Annotated in this window: 18 protein-coding genes and 1 other RNA gene; 5 read left to right on the top strand and 14 right to left on the bottom strand. The window is 62.9% G+C overall.

The window, feature by feature from the left end:
- The 4 genes from argE (at window position 1) to ROSMUCSMR3_RS16570 (ending at window position 4831) form a co-directional block, all read left to right on the top strand.
- A complete protein-coding gene (gene argE / locus ROSMUCSMR3_RS16585; RefSeq protein ID WP_081508032.1) occupies window positions 1–1164 on the top strand; it encodes an acetylornithine deacetylase in 1164 nt (387 codons plus the stop codon).
- A gap of 81 nt (window positions 1165–1245) precedes the next feature.
- Window positions 1246–2601 (top strand): proline--tRNA ligase, encoded by a 1356-nt coding sequence (proS, locus tag ROSMUCSMR3_RS16580; protein ID WP_008280072.1) that lies wholly within the window; start codon window positions 1246–1248, stop codon window positions 2599–2601.
- Between the two features lie 267 nt (window positions 2602–2868).
- Window positions 2869–4155, top strand: a complete 1287-nt coding sequence (locus tag ROSMUCSMR3_RS16575) for a lipoprotein-releasing ABC transporter permease subunit (protein ID WP_081508031.1) — start codon at window positions 2869–2871, stop codon at window positions 4153–4155.
- A complete protein-coding gene (locus tag ROSMUCSMR3_RS16570; RefSeq protein WP_081508030.1) occupies window positions 4148–4831 on the top strand; it encodes an ABC transporter ATP-binding protein in 684 nt (227 codons plus the stop codon). The genes ROSMUCSMR3_RS16575 and ROSMUCSMR3_RS16570 overlap by 8 nt, the downstream gene beginning before the upstream one ends.
- 10 nt (window positions 4832–4841) lie before the next feature.
- On the opposite strand, the gene ROSMUCSMR3_RS16565 is transcribed toward ROSMUCSMR3_RS16570, so the two are convergent.
- Both ROSMUCSMR3_RS16565 and ROSMUCSMR3_RS21310 read right to left on the bottom strand, forming a co-directional pair.
- A complete protein-coding gene (locus ROSMUCSMR3_RS16565; protein WP_008280068.1) occupies window positions 4842–5771 on the bottom strand; it encodes a dihydroneopterin aldolase in 930 nt (309 codons plus the stop codon).
- 457 nt (window positions 5772–6228) lie between these two features.
- Entirely contained in the window at window positions 6229–6456 is a 228-nt protein-coding gene (locus ROSMUCSMR3_RS21310; RefSeq protein ID WP_037297165.1) for a YdcH family protein, read from the bottom strand.
- 139 nt (window positions 6457–6595) lie between these two features.
- Between ROSMUCSMR3_RS21310 and ROSMUCSMR3_RS16555 the strand changes: the two genes are divergently transcribed.
- A complete protein-coding gene (locus tag ROSMUCSMR3_RS16555; protein WP_081508028.1) occupies window positions 6596–7528 on the top strand; it encodes a hydrogen peroxide-inducible genes activator in 933 nt (310 codons plus the stop codon).
- Here the strand turns inward: ROSMUCSMR3_RS16555 and ROSMUCSMR3_RS16550 are convergent, their stop codons facing one another.
- The 12 genes from ROSMUCSMR3_RS16550 to gatC form a co-directional block, all read right to left on the bottom strand.
- Window positions 7529–7915 (bottom strand): hypothetical protein, encoded by a 387-nt coding sequence (locus ROSMUCSMR3_RS16550; protein WP_081508027.1) that lies wholly within the window; start codon window positions 7913–7915, stop codon window positions 7529–7531.
- 123 nt (window positions 7916–8038) lie between these two features.
- Window positions 8039–8449 carry a DM13 domain-containing protein gene (locus ROSMUCSMR3_RS16545; RefSeq protein ID WP_008280064.1) on the bottom strand — a complete coding sequence of 137 codons (411 nt, stop codon included), beginning with the start codon at window positions 8447–8449 and terminating at the stop codon, window positions 8039–8041.
- Window positions 8450–8531: 82 nt separating this feature from the next.
- Window positions 8532–8672 (bottom strand): hypothetical protein, encoded by a 141-nt coding sequence (locus tag ROSMUCSMR3_RS21585; RefSeq protein ID WP_157667346.1) that lies wholly within the window; start codon window positions 8670–8672, stop codon window positions 8532–8534.
- Between the two features lie 10 nt (window positions 8673–8682).
- Window positions 8683–10356, bottom strand: a complete 1674-nt coding sequence (ctaD, locus tag ROSMUCSMR3_RS16540) for a cytochrome c oxidase subunit I (protein WP_008280062.1) — start codon at window positions 10354–10356, stop codon at window positions 8683–8685.
- A 313-nt stretch (window positions 10357–10669) separates the two neighbouring features.
- Entirely contained in the window at window positions 10670–12367 is a 1698-nt protein-coding gene (locus ROSMUCSMR3_RS16535; protein ID WP_081508026.1) for a pentapeptide repeat-containing protein, read from the bottom strand.
- Window positions 12368–12539: 172 nt separating this feature from the next.
- Window positions 12540–13319: a 23S rRNA (adenine(2030)-N(6))-methyltransferase RlmJ gene (gene rlmJ / locus ROSMUCSMR3_RS16530; RefSeq protein WP_081508025.1), complete on the bottom strand. Its 780-nt coding sequence runs from the start codon at window positions 13317–13319 to the stop codon at window positions 12540–12542.
- Window positions 13320–13443: 124 nt separating this feature from the next.
- Complete coding sequence (locus ROSMUCSMR3_RS16525) at window positions 13444–13950, bottom strand: DUF2244 domain-containing protein (protein WP_008280058.1); 507 nt, start codon at window positions 13948–13950, stop codon at window positions 13444–13446.
- A gap of 35 nt (window positions 13951–13985) precedes the next feature.
- Window positions 13986–14399, bottom strand: an RNA gene (gene rnpB / locus ROSMUCSMR3_RS16520) — RNase P RNA component class A.
- 12 nt (window positions 14400–14411) lie between these two features.
- Window positions 14412–15038: an N-acetylmuramoyl-L-alanine amidase gene (locus ROSMUCSMR3_RS16515; protein WP_081508655.1), complete on the bottom strand. Its 627-nt coding sequence runs from the start codon at window positions 15036–15038 to the stop codon at window positions 14412–14414.
- Window positions 15039–15102: 64 nt separating this feature from the next.
- Complete coding sequence (locus ROSMUCSMR3_RS16510) at window positions 15103–15831, bottom strand: hypothetical protein (RefSeq protein WP_237183470.1); 729 nt, start codon at window positions 15829–15831, stop codon at window positions 15103–15105.
- A gap of 37 nt (window positions 15832–15868) precedes the next feature.
- Window positions 15869–17356, bottom strand: coding sequence for an Asp-tRNA(Asn)/Glu-tRNA(Gln) amidotransferase subunit GatA (gene gatA, locus ROSMUCSMR3_RS16505; protein ID WP_081508023.1), 1488 nt, complete (start codon window positions 17354–17356; stop codon window positions 15869–15871).
- Window positions 17356–17643 carry an Asp-tRNA(Asn)/Glu-tRNA(Gln) amidotransferase subunit GatC gene (gene gatC, locus ROSMUCSMR3_RS16500; RefSeq protein WP_008280054.1) on the bottom strand — a complete coding sequence of 96 codons (288 nt, stop codon included), beginning with the start codon at window positions 17641–17643 and terminating at the stop codon, window positions 17356–17358. The genes gatA and gatC overlap by 1 nt, the downstream gene beginning before the upstream one ends.
- Window positions 17644–17785: the final 142 nt, after the last annotated feature.

Raw genomic sequence — 17785 nt, 5'->3', positions numbered from 1 at the left:
ATGGCAGCGCGATTGACGCCGGTCGAGATCATGGAGCGGTTGGTGGGTTTTCCGACTGTAAGCCGCGACAGCAATCTGCCTTTGGTGGAGTGGGTCGAGGAGTATCTGGCGAGCCACGGGATAGAATCGCATCGCCACTATGACGAGACCGGCGATAAGGCCGCGATTTTCGCGCATGTCGGGCCTTGGGTGGCGGGGGGTGTCGTGCTCTCGGGTCATACCGATGTGGTGCCGGTGGATGGCCAGCCCTGGGCCAGCGATCCTTTTGCCGTGGTCGAACGCGACGGTAAATATTACGGGCGCGGGTGCTGCGACATGAAAGGGTTTGACGCGCTGGCGATCTGGGCCTTGGTCGAGGCGCATCATTCCGGCGTGGCGCGGCCCCTGCAACTGGCGCTGAGTTATGACGAAGAGGTGGGCTGTCTGGGCGCGCCACCGATGATTGAGCGCATGCTCGAAGTGCTGCCGCGCGCGGAGCTGGCCATTATCGGCGAGCCGTCGATGATGCAGGCGGTCACGGGCCACAAGGGCGGGATTGGCTATAACGTGCATGTGTTGGGCTATGAGGTTCACAGTTCGCTGATGCACACCGGCGTCAATGCGATCATGGCCGCAGCGCCCTTGATCGACTGGGCCAATGCCCGCAATGCCGAAAACCGGGCGCAACCGGCAACAGAGCTGGCCGCACTGTTCGACCCGCCCTGGACCACGCTGCATGTGGGGCAGATTTCGGGGGGCACGGCGCATAACATCACCGCCAAGGACTGCTACTTTGGCATGGATATGCGGATGGTGCCGGGCGAGGATGCCGAAGACTGGGGTGCCCGCTTTGAGGCAGAGGTGCGCGCGGCAGAGGCGGCAATGCAGGCGGTGCGCCCTGAGGCGCGGATTGACCTGCGCCCCCGTTTCCGCGTGCCGGGCCTGCAACCCGAAGAGGCGGGCGCGGCAGAGGGTCTTGTGCGCCAGATCACCGGCGACAATGGCCGCCATGTGGTCAGCTACGGCACCGAGGCTGGGCAGTTTCAAGAAGCGGGCTATTCCGCCGTGATCTGTGGCCCCGGCGACATCGCGCAGGCGCACCAGCCCGATGAATACATCACCGTGGCACAGTTCGAGGCCGGGCACGCGTTCATGCGCGCGCTACTGGGGCGGTTGGCGGGGTGAGGGCCCCCTGCCCCTTGCCCCGCCCCCTGCCCTAGGATACTCCGACGCCATCAAGCATTTCCTCTCAAAGGTGCCCTGCCCATGCGTCTGAGCCGTTATTTTCTGCCCGTTCTCAAGGAAACCCCCGCTGAGGCGCAGATTGCCTCGCATCGGCTGATGCTGCGGGCGGGGATGATCAAGCAGGCGAGCGCCGGGATTTATTCCTGGCTGCCCTTGGGGTTCAAGATCCTGCGCAAGCTGGAAAACATCGTGCATGAAGAACAGGTGCGCGCCGGCCATATTCCGGTTTTGATGCCGACGCTGCAATCGGCGGATCTGTGGCGGGAATCCGGGCGCTATGACGATTACGGCGCGGAAATGCTGCGGATCAAGGACCGGCATGATCGCGACATGCTCTATGGTCCGACCAACGAAGAGCTGATCACCGATATTTTCCGGGCGCATGTCGGCAGTTACAAAGACCTGCCGCTGACGCTCTATCACATCCAGTGGAAATTCCGCGACGAGGTGCGGCCTCGGTTCGGCGTCATGCGGGGTCGCGAATTCCTGATGAAGGACGGGTATAACTTTGACCTGACCAAGGAAGACGCGCTGCACGCCTATAACCGCCATATGGTCAGCTATCTGCGCACCTATGAGCGGATGGGATTGCAGGCCATTCCGATGCGGGCGGATAGCGGCCCGATTGGTGGCGATGACACGCATGAATTTCTGGTTCTGGCCGATACCGGCGAATCAGAGGTGTTCTATGACAGCGCCATCACCGATCTGCGCCTTGGCGGTCGTGTGGTGGATTACGCCAGCCGCGCCGAATGCGAGGCCATCGTCACCGAATGGACCACGCCCTATGCGCGCACCGACGAGACGCATGATGCCGCGCTTTACGAGGCGATCCCCGAGGCGCGCCGCCGCGCCAGCCGGGGCATCGAAGTGGGCCAGATTTTCTATTTCGGCACCAAATATTCCGAACCGATGGGGGCTAATGTGCAGGGGCCGGATGGCAAATCCGTGCCGGTGCATATGGGCAGCCATGGCATTGGCGTGAGCCGCCTGATCGGGGCGATCATCGAGGCCAACCATGATGACAAGGGCATCATTTGGCCCGAAGGGGTGACGCCGTTCCATGCGGGCATCGTGAACCTCAAGCAAGGCGATGCCGAGGCGGATGCCGCCTGCGAAGCGCTTTATGCGTCGCTGGTGGCCTTGGGGATGGAGCCGCTTTACGATGACCGCGACGAGCGGGCGGGCGGCAAGTTTGCCACGATGGACCTGATCGGCCTGCCGTGGCGCATCACCGTGGGGCCGCGTGGCCTCAAGAATGGCGTGGTCGAACTGACCAGCCGCCGCACGGGCATCAGCGAGGAATTGCCGCCCGAGCAGGCGGTGGAAAAGTTGGCGCAGATCTATGCGGGGCATGTGCTGCGGCCGAGTTTGTGAGGGTTTGAGCGGGGAGAGCCGCTCGGTCGCTGGGCCGGGGTCTAGCGATGCAACGGATTTGGCTGCCACTTTATGCTAGCCAAACCCGTATGACCCCTCAGCAATGCGATCCCTCTCAAAATCGCTAGGCCGCGGGACGGCCCAGCGATCCGCGCGGCGGCGCTACGCGCCTTGTTCCGCGCGGGGGAGATCCAAGCCCCCCCGTCCCTTGACGCCCCTACCCGAAACCCCCACTCTCCGCCCGAACCCCAGACCGAAGGAGCCGGAATGGCCAGAACACCCGCCCCTTTTGCCGCCTTTGAATGGCTGATCGCTTGGCGCTATCTGCGCGCCAAACGGGCCGAGGGCGGCGTCAGCGTGATGACTTGGATCAGCCTGATCGGCATCACCCTTGCGGTTTTTGCCCTTATCGCCACGCTGGCCGTGCGTTCGGGCTTTCGTGCGGAATTCGTCGATACGATCCTTGGGGCCAATGCGCATGTCACCGTCTATAATTCCGGCGCGGTAGATGCGACGGGCCGGGTGGACCGCAGCCTAGAGGATTATGCCGCCATGGCGGACCGCGTGCGCGCGGTGCCCGGCGTCACGCGCGTGGCCCCGCTTGTCAAAGGGCAGGTCATGGCCAATGCCCGCGACCGCAACGCAGGCGTGCAGGTGTATGGCATCACGGCGCAGGATCTGGCGACCATCCCCCGCGTCGCCGACCCCGAGACCGCCGTCGGCGACATCGCGCGCTTTGACCAAGGGATCGCCATCGGTTCCGGCGTGGCACAGGAACTGGGCGTCACAGTGGGCGACCGGATCAAGCTGATTTCCCCAAACGGGGTCAAAACGCCCTTGGGAACCAGCCCGCGCGTCAATGCCTATGAGGTGGTCTATATCTTTACCGCCGGGCGCTATGACATCGACCGGGTTCGCGCCTATCTGCCCTTTGCCGAGGCGCAGAGCTTTTTCAACCGCGACGGGCGCGCCGATGAGTTGGAGGTAATGGTGGCCGAGCCTGAGCGCGTCGACGACCTGACCGTGCCGCTCTTGGAGGCGGCGGGTGAGCGCGCCTTGCTCTGGACGTGGCAGGATGCGAGCGGGTCATTCCTGCGTGCGCTCGAGGTCGAGGATAACGTGATGTTCGTGATCCTCTCGATCCTTGTGCTGATTGCGGCGATGAACATCACAAGCGGCCTGATCATGCTGGTCAAGAACAAAGGCCGGGATATCGGCATCCTGCGCACCATGGGCCTGACCGAGGGGTCGATCCTGCGGGTGTTCTTTATCTGCGGGGCCTTTACCGGGATGATCGGCACGGCGATGGGGGTGATCCTGGGCTGTCTTTTCGCGCTTTATATCGACCCGATTTTCAGCTTTGTGAATATGGCGATGGGCGGTCAGGTCTGGGATCCGTCGATCCGCGGCATCTACCGGCTGCCCGCGCAACTGAGGTCTGAGGATGTGCTGTCGGCGGTGATGCTGTCGCTGGGCCTCAGCTTTGTCGTGACGATCTTTCCGGCGCGGCGGGCGGCACGGATGAACCCGGTGGAGGCGCTGCGCTATGAGTGAGGCCATGCTGCGCCTGTCGGGCGTCGAGAAGATCTATAATCGCGGGCAGACCTCTGAGGTGCGGGTGTTGAACGGCGTTGACCTGACCCTTGCACGCGGCGAGATGGTGGCGCTGGTCGCCCCGTCAGGCGCGGGCAAATCCACGCTGCTGCATATCGCGGGGCTGCTTGATACGCCCGACGCGGGGCGGGTCGAGATCGGGGGCGAGGACATGACCGGCCTCACGGACCGGCGGCGCACCATGGTGCGGCGGCAAGAGGTGGGCTTTGTCTATCAGTTTCACCATCTTCTGCCCGAGTTCAGCGCACTGGAAAATATCGTGCTGCCGCAACTGGCCAATGGCGTGGCGCGGCGGGATGCCGTGGCGCGGGCGCAGGCGCTATTGGAACAGGTGGGCGTGGGGGCGCGCGCCGGGCACCGGCCTTCGGCCATGTCGGGGGGTGAACAACAGCGCGTGGCCTTTTGCCGGGCGCTGGCCAATGGGCCCCGCGTGCTTTTGGCGGACGAACCGACCGGCAATCTTGATCCCGGCACCTCGGATCAGGTCTTTGCCGCGCTCACGGGGTTGGTGCGGGGCACCGGTCTTTCGGCGCTGATTGCCACGCATAACCTTGATCTGGCGGCGCGTATGGACCGTATCTTGCGGCTGGATCAGGGGCAGGTTGTGCCGGGCTGACGCCCGCCACTCACAGCCCCGATTGCGCCACATCCTGAAAGAGCACCGGCACGCGGCAGGATTTGGGGGGCGTTTCGCCAATCATCAACAGGTCCGACGCCTCGATATAGCCTGCGAACCATGCGGCGAGCGCCACCGGATCATCGGTCGCCACACCCGGGCCGTCGACAGCATCAAGCACGATCTTGGACGGGGCCCAGACGCTGATCTGGCCGTGTTTCATCGACCAATCCAATTCGGTGCGCGTGGCCACCACGACGCAGCGCTCATCCCGCCCGGCCAGAACCCAAGCGTTCTGTTCCATCGCCAATAGATCGACGCGGCGCTGTGTCATGCGGTGGCCGGTCTGGGGCGGCACTTCGTCGGCCCGGCCCACACAGAGGATCACCGGCTCTGCCCGCGCCTCAAGCTGATCGAGCCAGCGCGAGAGGTTGGGCGAGCGGATCGCGGTATTGGTCAGGAACACCACATGCGGATGCGGCGTCGTCGCGGCATGGGGCGTGATCGGCTTGGTCTTGAGGTCGTTCACAGAGCGTACAATCTCGACCCCAAGCGCGCCCGGCCCGCGATCCAGCTTTTCGATCCGCACAAAGGTGCGCACCGCCTGCGGCTCCCACAGGATGCGCTCGGCGATGCGTTCGGCGAGGGTTTCCAGCAGGTTCAACCGCTCTTCTGCCAGTTCAGCGGCAATCGCCTCTGTCACCTTGTCATAACTCAGGATGCGGTCCACATCATCCTCGATGGCATCGGTCAGCGGGCGCACCTCGACCACGACATTAAAGCAGATGCGCTGCGTTGTGCCGCGCTCGGCCTGAAAGGCGCCGATCTCGACCTCGACTACGTGATCGCGCACGGAAATTCGATCAAGCGGCCCATCGGGCGAGGTGGCGCGCGCGCGGGCAGAAGGATGCTCAAAGGCGAGGCGAATTTCGTGGGTCATGCTGTCGGTCCTGCGTAGCTTGGCCATTGGGATAGCATGCAGAACCAAGCCGCCGAAAGGGTGAATGCGACCGCCTAGCGTGCGAGGGCGTCAGGAACCCGCGCAGCATTCTTTCTGTTGGCCCGGCGTTCCGCCACGCTGCAGGCCCCAAAACGCAACAGACCCCGGAACGCTCCGGGGTCTGTTCTTCGCACGCTAGGCGCCCGGGATGGGGGCGCAGGCCGCTGGCCTCATACCTTGCATGCGGAGCAAGGCGTGTCTGCGGCAGAGGGCTGTCGCGGAGACTGGACAAGGACAGGGTGCGACCCGGCGTGCGGAACCCCTTGGGTGGATGTGTGCGGCGTTTCTGTCAGGGCCTCGTGCAGGCCATCAAGATCGGCACTGTGAAACAGCCGCGAGGACATCACCGAGAGATAGAGATAGGACATGGTCAGGCTTTCAAGACTTGGGTGTGCGATCAGCCGGTGCGCACCGTGTCCGGGGTGCACCGCGCCAGCATCAGGCGGGTGACGTGAATGGCATCCTTGAGCCCGAGGCGTTCCTGTTTCAGCCGCTTCAACACGGCCATGTCGGGCATCGGACGCTGGTGCTCTGTTGTGATCAGGGCATCAATGTTCTGATGGCGGCGGCGCAGGGTGGCCATCCGGCTAAGCAGCGATTGGGGCGAAATACGGCGCGGCGTCATGCGGGGTCTCCTTGTTGGGGCATCAGCGGGGCATCGTGCTGACACTTGGGATATGGGCAGAACCAACGCAGATAAAATCCAATGGGATATTAAAATTCGATAGGAGTTTCCTATCTTAGGATCTGACAAGGGGGGTGACATGGCACAAGACATAACGCTCAGGCAATTGCGATATTTCATCGCCCTGACCGAGACCGGGCATTACCGTAAGGCCGCCGAACGTGTGGGCGTCAGCCAACCCTCGCTGAGCCAGCAAATCCTTGGTCTGGAAACCGCGCTTGGGATGACACTGGTCGAGCGCGGGCATCGTGGGGCCATCCTGACACCGGGCGGGCGCGAGGTTCTGACCCATGCCCGCAAGATGATCGAAGAGGCCGAGGTTCTCGGCAGTCTGGCCCAATCCACGCGCGAGGGTATGGCTGGCACCATCCGTCTTGGGGCCAGCCCAACGCTTGGCCCCTATTTCCTGCCCTATGTGGTGCGGCGATTGCGGCGGACCTATCCGGGGCTCAAGCTCATTATCCGCGATGCCGCCCCCACGGTATTGCAAGAAGAACTGCTTGAGGGGCGGCATGATCTGATCCTTGCGCAACTGCCGCTCAACTCGAGCGACATTGCCGTAGAGCGCCTGTTTCGCGAACCGCTCAAGCTGGCGGTGGCGCAGGATCATCCGCTGGCGGGGCAAGCCTCGGCGCAGGATGCGGATCTGGCGGGTCAGGATATTCTGGCGCTGCCGCGTGGCTATCCCATGCATACGCAGATTGTCACGCTCTGCGAAGAGGTGGGCGCGCAGCTACGGCAAGAGTATGAGGGCACCAGCCTTGACGCCCTGCGCCAGATGACGGCCCTGAACATGGGCATCTGCTTTCTGCCCGCGCTTTATGTGCAGTCCGAAGTGTCCCCCGAAACCGGCGACGTGGCGATCCTCAGCTTTCGTCAGGACAGGTTCCTGCGCTCGGTCGGGGTGGCGTGGCGCAGGCGCTCGGCGCATGGGCCGATGGTGGAACGCATCGTGCGGGTGATCCGAGAGGTGGCGCGCGACCGCTTTGCCGCTCTGGTGCGGCTGGAATGATTACCGGCGACGCTTGGCTGAACCACGAATAAAGGGCGCGGCCAAAAGACACCAACCCAAGACGGCCTGCCCATGCGCTGCAAGGCTCTGAGGGCCTTGCAACACCAAAAGCACAATCCCCTCAGTTGGGTTGCGCGGCGGCCATATCACCCATTGAGCAGGCAGGCTTGGGATCAGCAGGCGGTAGTATTCGTAATAGAGCTGGGGCGAGAGCCAGATAAAGAGCCAGAACAGAACCAGAGCCCCCAAAAGCCTGCTCCAGATGCCCCGATGTCGCAACAAAACTCTGGCGGCCAGAATGAACAGAATGAAAAGAAAACCGCTCAGCCCAACAAGGCCGATCTGCCCCCCGGTGGACAGATCGAAAAAGGAATCCTGTGCATACATCGGCCTTGGTTCTCAAACTCGGCGGCGCGGGGACGTTGCGCGTTTGACCATCATGGGGCAAGGAGTAAGACGAGAAAAAACCGCCATTTCCAGCGGTTTTCAATGTTGTGATGCGCCGCCAGATCATTTGAGCGGGGCGACACCCAGAATGACGCTGAACTGCTCGCAATAAATATAGAGCTCTTGGAAGTCGTCGGTATTGATCCCGGCGGGCACCTCGAAACTTGCAGCCCCTTTCTTGACGGTCAGCTTGTCGTGGATCTTGGAACCCTTGGCATATTGCTCGCCATTGCCAAAACCGATCTTGATATCCGGTGGGTTCTTGCTGGGATCAAAAAGATAGTCATCTGCAAGATGAACGACGGTTTTGCCATCCTTTTTCTTGATCTTGACCGTTCCCGACACGGTATAACCCTGCCGACCCGAAAGCGTGCCCTTGCGGATATCCGAGGCCGCAAAGGATGGCGCGGCCCCAAGCGCTGTGGCGGCAGCGGCCAGAGTGAGGCCAGCGAAGTGACGACGCGTGATAAGCATTGAAATCTCCCTTTAGACTGTGTGGAAATTGCACTTAGGCACCGCTTGGCCGCATGGCAATCGCGGGGCCGGTCACAGGTGATCACCGGAGATCACCTTGGTGATAGCGCGCCAATCGCGGGGCCGCGCATCGGCTGCGATGCTTGGGCAATGCCGCACGCCGCAGGATTGGGCTGCTGCCATGCAAAAGGCCCCGGATCTCTCCGGGGCCTTTGTGTTTCATGCGGTCCGCCTTAGTGCGCGGGCTGCTTGTCCCAATCTTCGCGCTTGGGAAGCTGCTCAAAGGTGTGCTCCGGCGGCGGCGACGGCAGGGTCCATTCCAGCGTGTCGGCATATTCGTTCCACGGGTTCGGCCGGGTCTCGCGGGCGCCCCGGAAGAGGGCATAGATCACGAGGCCAAAGAAGAACACGAACGACGCGAAGGACAGGAAGGCCCCAATCGACGACCACCAGTTCCACAGCGCGAAAGCCTCGGGATAGTCGATGTAACGGCGCGGCATGCCCTGACGACCCAGGAAGTGCTGCGGGAAGAAGGTAAGGTTCGCACCGATGAACATCGCCCAGAAGTGCAGCTTGCCACCCCATTCAGGGATCATACGCCCGGTCATCTTGGGGAAGTAAAAGTAAATCCCCGCAAAGATCGCGAACACGGCCCCCAAGCTCATCACATAATGGAAATGCGCCACGACATAGTAGGTGTCATGATAGGCGCGGTCCACGGCAGCTTGGCTGAGGACAATGCCGGTCACGCCGCCCACGGTGAAGAGGAAGAGAAAGCCAAAGGCCCAAAGCATCGGTGTGCGGAATTCGATCGAGCCGCCCCACATCGTGGCGATCCAAGAGAACACCTTGACGCCCGTCGGCACCGCGATGACCATCGTCGCCAGCATGAAATAGCTCTGCTGCGTCAGCGACATGCCCACGGTATACATGTGGTGCGCCCAGACGACAAAGCCCAGAACCCCAATCGCGATCAGCGCCCAGACCATCGGCAGATAGCCAAAGATCGGCTTGCGCGAGAAGGTGGCGATCACATGGCTGATGATGCCAAACCCGGGCAGGATGATGATATACACTTCCGGATGGCCAAAGAACCACAGGATGTGCTGGTAGAGGATCGGATCGCCGCCGCCCGAGGGATCAAAGAAGGTGGTCCCAAAGTTACGGTCGGTGAGCAGCATGGTGATCGCCCCCGCCAGAACCGGCAGGCTGAGCAGGATCAGCCAGGCGGTGACAAAGATCGACCAGGAAAACAGCGGCACCTTGAACAGCGTCATGCCCGGCGCGCGCATGTTGAGGAAGGTGGTGATCATATTGATCGCCCCAAGGATCGACGATGCGCCCGACACGTGGACCGCGAAAATCGCAAGGTCCATCGACATGCCCGCCTCATTGGTCGAAAGCGGCGGATAAAGCACCCAACCCACGCCCGAACCCAATTGACCATTGCCACCCGGCGCCAAGAGCGAGGCCACACCCAGCGAGGTGCCCGCAACATAGAGCCAGAACGACAGGTTGTTCATACGCGGAAACGCCATATCCGGCGCGCCGATCTGCAAGGGCATGAAATAGTTGCCAAACCCACCAAAGAGGGCGGGAATGACGACAAAGAACATCATCAGCACGCCGTGATAGGTGATCATCACGTTCCAGAGGTGACCGTTGGGCGTACATTCGGCAACATCAGAGGCGATGAACCGTGCGCCTTCCATGCACATGTATTGAACGCCCGGTTCCATCAGTTCCATCCGCATATAGACGGTGAACGTGACCGAGATCAGGCCGACAAACGCTGAAACGATCAGATAGAGGATACCGATATCCTTGTGGTTCGTAGACATGAACCACCGGGTGAAAAACCCGCGCTGATCTTCGTGTTCGTGGCCGTGAATGGCTGCATCTGCCATTGTGTGCCTCCTGCTGGTGTTGGTGCGGGGCATGGGGAGCGCTTGAGTCTCACATGCCCGTGATGTTTCAGGGTTTTAGAATGTCTGGGGGGGCGCGGCAATGCGCGAATTTGATGCAGATCAAAGAATTTTGTCGCACCCCCTTGCGAGAGGGGGCAGGGATAACGGGGGGATTTGGGGGCGTCGCCCTCGGGTGCGGGCGCGAGGACCTCTCCCCTCACACACCCCCGTCCTCCTAGGGCCTGACCCGAGGACCTCTTACCGCCAAAGATCCTCGGGTTACGCCCGAGGATGACGACAATTGAGGGTGGCGCTACCCCTCCGGCTTCGGCGGCGGTGTGTAGACAATGGGGTTGTTCCGCCACTTGCGCCATTCGGTGTCGAAGGTTTGCCCATCCAATTCCCAATCCGGCCAATGGGCCGGTCGTGCCATCCCCTTGGGCAATTCGACAGTTAAGTCCCCGAAACTTGAATTGAGCTGTTCGGCGAAAATCGGCACTTTTCTCAAGTTCATGTCTCTCATGGCGGCACCTTGGAAAGTAGCCGCCATGAGAGACGTGAAACTATCCATCCGCGCCCGGAAGAGGCTCGCTCCCTCCATCCGCGCCTCTGTGAGGAACGTCCCCTCCATCCGCGCCCCGCTAAGGTACGCCCCCTCCATCCGCGCCCCGCTAAGGTACGCCCCCTCCATCCGCGCCCCGCTAAGGCTCGCCCCCTCCATCCGCGCCCAGAAGAGGCTCGCTCCCTCCATCTGCGCCCAGAAGAGGTTCGCATTCCCCATCCGCGTCCGGAAGAGGTTGGCCCCCTCGATCCGCGCCGCGCTGAGGTCCGCCCCCTCCATCCGCGCCCTGCTGAGGTTCGCCCCCTCCATCCGCGCAGCGTTGAGGTCCGCCCCTTCCATCCGCGCCTCGCTGAGGTTCGCTCCCTCTATCCGTGTGCCTACCAGCAACAAACCAGCAAAAACCGCATCAGAGGCATCGGGGCGTTTCGCTGACAGGTCTGTTCCTTGTAAATTGGCCCCCCGCAGGTCGAGCCGATAACCGGAGTAGTCGTGCAGGCGGTCGCGCCATGCAACGAGCTTTTTCTTGAAACTTTCGATCTCTGCTGATGTCCGGACGTCATCACCCTCCACTTCTGACAATTCCGGACAAGGCACATCAAAGGGCCAAACGGTCTCTTTCTCTGGCGGATTTGGCCACGCCGCCTCGACCCGGCGCTGCTCGGCGGTGCGGCGGCCAAGAACCTGCAAGGTCTGTGCAATATCTGCGCGGGGTTTTGGCAGGCTGACCGCCCATTCCCGCGCATTGGCATTGAAGCGGTCTCTGAACCGCACTTCACGCCACATCTCATGCGCCTTGCGCTCTGCCTTTGTGGCGTCGTCCTTCAACGGCTCCCAATCGACCAAGGGAAAATCACGCGGCGCTCTGGCGTTGGAATTCTCTCGCACATAGGCGCATAAAATCTCCATCACCCGCACATGATCGCGCCCCTTGTCATAGCGCGTGCTGTCCTGCGCGATGCGTTCCAGTGATAGGATCGCGCCGATGCGGACCTCGATATTGGGTTCCGTAGTTTCTTTGCCGTCGCGCTTGACGCTCTTTTCCGCCCCCAACTGCTCCACCGCCTTGTTGATGCGGTCGGTGATATGGCCCTCTTGCTGGAAATCCACCGTGCGCTGTTTCAGCACCGTGCCCCAGACCACGAAGGGCGCACCCAGAAGCGCCGCAACCAGAGCGCCTGCGCCCAGAGACTGTCTGCCCGCAAACGCGGTGTCGCCACCCGAGAGCATCTGCCAGACCTGCCAGAGCGTGCCACCAAAGAGCAAAAGCCAGATCGGCACCATTGCCCAGCCAAAGGCCTTGAGCAGGGCCAACGGCGAAGGTTTGCGGGTTTCCGTTTCTGTCGCGACCCAGACGATCACGCTGGCCACGGCAATGCCCAGCGCAAAAAGAATGATCTGCCCTTGCTGCGCGCTGAGCGGCAATGTGATGGTCAAATCCGTCTGATCCATGCGCGCACCTTTACCAACCCGCGCTGCAACCTTGGCGAGATCGGTGCCTTGGGGCAAGAGGGAGGTTTTCGGGAAGCCAGAGGTCCTCGGGTCAGGCCCGAGGATGACAGGGGGCAACGGGGCCAGAGGTCCTCGGGTCAAGCCCGAGGATGACAACACTACAAATGCCCCCTCACCCTTTCGCCGCGAATACCTCTGTTATCCGCGCAAGTTCCGCCTCAAGCCCATAGGGCGCATTGACCACAAATAACCCCGAGCCAACCATCCGGTGACCGGCGCGGACGGGGGGAAAGGCGACCTCGTGGCGCAGACCCTCTGGAAAGGCCGCGCCAAGGTGGATCAGCATCCCCTCATGCGCCCCGCTGGTCAGGATCGGATACCAGAGCATCAGGATGCCCACATTCCACTTGCGGGCGATCTGGGTCAGGTGGCGGGGGATGCTCTCATACTCGGTCTTGACCTCATAGCTGGGGTCTACCAGCAAAACGCCGCGCCGGGGTGTGGGCGGGCACAGCTCTTGTGCCATTTCGAACCCGTCCTGCTGGCGGATGTTCACATCATAGCCCGCCAGATTGCGCCGCAGATGCGCGTTCTCGGCGGGGTGCAGTTCGGCCAGATGCAGGCTGTCCACCCGGCGCAGGCTCTGCGCGGCGATCAAGGGCGAGCCGGGATAGGCTCTGGCCCCATGGGCCGCGCGGGTCTGGGTCAAACGGCGGCGATACGGGTGGTCGGTGGCAAAGCGCGCCTCAAGCCGCGCCACGCCCTGCGCCGCCTCGCCGGTTTTCAGCGCCGCGGCATCGCCCAGATCATAGAGGCCGCGCCCAGCGTGGGTCTCGATATAGCTGAGCGGTTTCGGCTTTTGGCACAGATAGTCCAACACCCAGGCAAGCGCTGCGTGCTTGTGGACATCCGCCGGATTGCCCGCGTGGTAATGGTGCTGATAGCTGAGCATGGCGGTTGGTAGCAGGTCGCGGTGGTGTGGAAAAGAGGGCGCTTGGCGTTCCCGTCCCGGGCCTGACCCGGGACCCCGCGCCCCGAACCCTGAGGCCCCGGCTCAAAGGCCGGGGCGGCACAGGCTACCCCACCACCGTGCCGGGCGGGCGCAGGGCATCCGCCAATTCGCCGTAAAGCGCCATCCGCTCCTCTTCCGACAGGAACGCGCCAATCTCAACCTCGCGGCCTGATCCCTTGAGCGTGATGTAATGCGCGACCGGCCCGCCAGTGTCATGCATATTGACCTGCGCCCAATAGCGGTTGCAGGCCCATTCCTGCACATCGCCGCGCGGGTTGGTGCGCACCAGATGCACCTCTTCGGGCGCGATGGTCAGAACCTCGGTCAGCCGCGCGGTACGATAGCTGTGCTCCAACGCCCACCACATCCCCGCCACCGCCATAAGCAGGAACGGCAACAGCCCCCAAAGCACCGCCGTGCCAAGAAGCGGATAGAGCGGCACGGTGATCAGCGTGAACGTGGCCAGCACAAAGGCGGCAAAGCCCCGGCGCGGCAGCGAGCGATGCGGCCAGAGCGAGAGCGTTCTATCTGTATCAGCCTCGGTGCGAGGCGCGGTCCATTCATACGGCATGCGAGGGGTTTTAACCCGAAGCTTAGAAATGAAAAGGGCGCGGAGAGCCTGTAAGCCGGATTCTGTCCACCCCGGACCGTAATCCGGGGCTGGATGACCATTCCTCTTGGGACGCTGTTGCCAACGCCCCTCTAGCTGCCAACCCGGACCGCCGGGCCAAGACGTGCCTGCGGGCGGTATCCCGGACCAGGGTCCAGGACCAGCCCCCGCGCGCGGTCCCTATTTGGCATTGCTCCCGGTGGGGCTTGCCGTGCCGGTCCGGTTGCCCGTCCCGCGGTGGGCTCTTACCCCACCGTTTCACCCTTACCTCAGATCACTCTGGGGCGGTCTCTTCTCTGTGGCGCTTTCCCTTGGGTTACCCCAGCCGGGCGTTACCCGGCACCGTTGTCTTGTGGAGTCCGGACTTTCCTCGTCACCCTTGCAGGTGCCGCGGCCATCCGGCCCTCCGCGCAAGGGCTGACTTAGGCGCTTGGCGCGGCGCGGTCAACGGCGAAGCGCGCGGCGAGGTCCGCCATCATCGCGCAATCCTGCGGGTCAAGCGGCCCCGTGACATGCGGGCGAAACCGCAGGCGAAAGGCGCGCAGGATATCGGCCTCGCTCACACCCTCGGACCGGACATAGCCAAACCGCGCGGCATCGTGTGAAAATTGCTCTGGGGCGGCTTCAGATCCCTGCGCAGGCCAGATCGACAGCCCCTGCCGCGCCAACCGCCGCCAGTCAAAACGCGGCCCCGGATCACATTTGCGCGCAGGCGCCATATCGGAATGGGCGATGACCCGGGCAGGCGGGATAGACCACCGCGCCATGATGCCCACAATCAGCCCCTCCAACGCCCGCATCTGCGGCTCGGGAAACGGATGCAGGCCGGTATTGGCCAGTTCAATGCCGATAGAGCGCGAGTTGACATCTGTCACATCCCCCCACTGCCCTGCCCCGGCATGCCAGGCGCGCGCGCCCTCGTCAACCAGATGCCAGAGGCGGCCACGCTCGCAGATCAGGTAATGCGCCGACACCTCGGCAGAGGGATCGCACAACCGCTCCAGCGCCGCCTCGACCGTGACCATCGCGGTATAATGCAGCACGATCATATCCGGGCACACGCCCCCCCGGCGCAGGCCGATATTGGGCGAGGGGTGCCAGATCACGCGCGCGTCAGCCGCGCACCGCGTTGCGGAACGGGCGCGGGTCCCAGTTGCAGGCATAGCCATCGCCATCGGGGTCAAGCCCCTGACGGTCTTTTTCCGGGCCGCCGCGCCGCAGGAAATCCAACTGCGCCTGATCGGCAGAGGGGTATTGGGCGCAATTGCGCTCGAATTTCGAGGTGGCATTAATGCTCATGCGGCGATAGACCGGCGTGCCCACGGCATGTTTCGTGCTCAGCGCGTAATCCACGATATTGGGGCCCACATCGCTTGGACGGCTGCCAATCGCCTCCGGCTGCACCACCTGATATTGCGCGCGGTTGTTGGCGATGCGTGCCGCATCCTCGGCAATCGACCGCTCGGCACCGACAGCGTCAAAATTGTTTTCCTGCGAAATGCCAGCGGCATTCTCGACGGCGGGCGGTGGGTTAGAGGGGCTGGCCTGAAGCGGTGCCACACCGGAATTCGCCGCCGCCGCATCAAGCGCCGCGCGCGCTTCGGCGGCAATGGTGGCGGCATCGTCGGCACCTGCCGTGGTCTGACCTGTCGCACTCAGCGGCTCGGACGAGACGGCATCGGGCGGCGGCAGAACGCCGCGCGCCAGTGCCGCTTCGCGCGCGGCCTTGTCGCGCTGATAGGTGTCATAGTTCTGAAAGCCGACCCCGGCACCGCTATCGGGCACAGCGGGGGCGCAGGCCACCAGCGCCATCAGCGCAACCAAACCAAGTGTGAACCGCATCTCTTTCATCCTGCCAAAAGCCGTATCGACCGGGGCCTTACCACCATTTTGCGGGCTTTGCCACAAAACCTGCGGCCTGTTCCAGCGCATAGGCGGTGTTAAGCAGATCGCCCTCTTCCCAAGGCCGCCCAATCAGCTGCAAACCCAGCGGCAAGCCCTTGCCATCCAGCCCCGTGGGCACGGCAACACCCGGCAAACCGGCCAGATTGACCGTCACGGTGAAGACATCGTTCAGATACATCTGCACCGGATCGGCATCCGTCATCTCGCCCAGCCCAAAGGCAGCGCTTGGCGTGGCCGGTGTGAGGATCGCATCGACACCGGCGGCAAAGGCCTCGTCAAAGTCGCGCTTGATCAGGGCGCGCACCCGGCGGGCGCGATTGTAATAGGCGTCATAGAACCCGGCCGACAGCACATAGGTGCCCACCATCACGCGGCGCTGCACCTCATGGCCAAAGCCTTCGGCGCGGGTTTTCTCGTACATTTCCGTGATACCATCGCCCTGCGCCAGCTTGGCGCGGTGCCCATAGCGCACCCCGTCATAGCGCGCGAGGTTGGATGAGGCCTCAGCCGGGGCAATCACGTAATAGGCGGGCAGCGCGTATTTGGTATGCGGCAGCGAAATATCGCGGATCTCCGCCCCTGCCGCGCGCAGCATCTCGGCCCCGTCAGACCACAGCTTTTCGATCTCGGCGGGCATGCCCTCCATCCGGTATTCGCGCGGGATGCCGATCACCTTGCCGCGAATATCCCCCGTCAGCAGCGCCTCGAAATCGGGCACGGGCAGATCAGCCGAGGTGCTGTCCTTGGGATCATGCCCGCACATCGCGCCGAGCATGATCGCGCTATCGCGCACCGTCTTGGTCATCGGCCCGGCCTGATCGAGGCTCGAGGCAAAGGCCACAATGCCCCAACGCGAACAACGCCCATAGGTGGGCTTGATGCCGGTGATGCCGGTAAAGGCCGCAGGCTGGCGGATCGAGCCGCCAGTATCCGTGCCGGTCGCCCCAAGGCAAAGATCGGCAGCCACGGCACTGGCCGACCCGCCCGACGATCCACCGGGCGTCAGCGCGGTTTCGTCATTGCCACGCCGCCACGGATTGACCGCATTGCCATAGCAAGAGGTCTCATTGCTCGATCCCATGGCAAATTCGTCCATGTTGAGCTTGCCCAGCATCACAGCGCCCGCGTCAAACAGGTTCTGCGTTACGGTCGATTCGTATTCCGGCTTGAAGCCTTGCAGAATGCGGCTTGCCGCTTGGCTTGGCACGCCCTTGGTGCAAAAGAGGTCCTTGATACCAAGGGGAATGCCGCACATCGCGGGCGCATCGCCCTTGGCAATCCGCGTATCCGCCGCCTGCGCCTGCGCGCGGGCAACCTCGGGTGTGTGATGCACAAAGGCGTTCAGCGCCCCTGCCCCATCGACCGCCGCAAGACAGGCCTCGGTCAACTCAAGGCTTGTCACATCCCCTTTGCGCAACGCATCTCGCGCCTCGGCAATCGTCATCCGGTTGAGATCGGTCATTATTCCACCACCTTCGGCACGGCAAAGAACCCCTCGCGCGCATCAGGCGCGTTCGACAGCACCGCCGCCTGCTGATTGCCATCGCTCACCACGTCCTCGCGCCGCTTGAGGCGCATGGGCGTGACGCTCGTCATCGGCTCTACACCCGTGACATCGACCTCGTTCAACTGCTCGATAAAGCCGAGAATGGTGTTGAATTCATTGGCCAGCGCCGGCAGCGCCTCTTGCGGCACTGCGATCCGCGCCAGTTTGGCCACCTTGGCGGCGGTTTCGAGATCAATCGACATGAGACTCTCCCGTGATCCGTTTGGCTTGCGTTTAGCGCCGGGGCCGCGCGGGCGCAAGCGGATCAGGGTCACGCATCTGCCCCTTTCCTTGGCTGACACGCTCGCTAAGGTAAGGGCGAGGATGAACACAAGCGGAGGTGAC

Source organism: Roseovarius mucosus (genome assembly GCF_002080415.1).
In the GTDB taxonomy this organism is placed as follows: Bacteria; Pseudomonadota; Alphaproteobacteria; order Rhodobacterales; family Rhodobacteraceae; genus Roseovarius; species Roseovarius mucosus_A.
The sequence above is the reverse complement of the archived record's forward strand: the minus strand, read 5'-3'. Positions and strand labels throughout refer to the sequence as shown.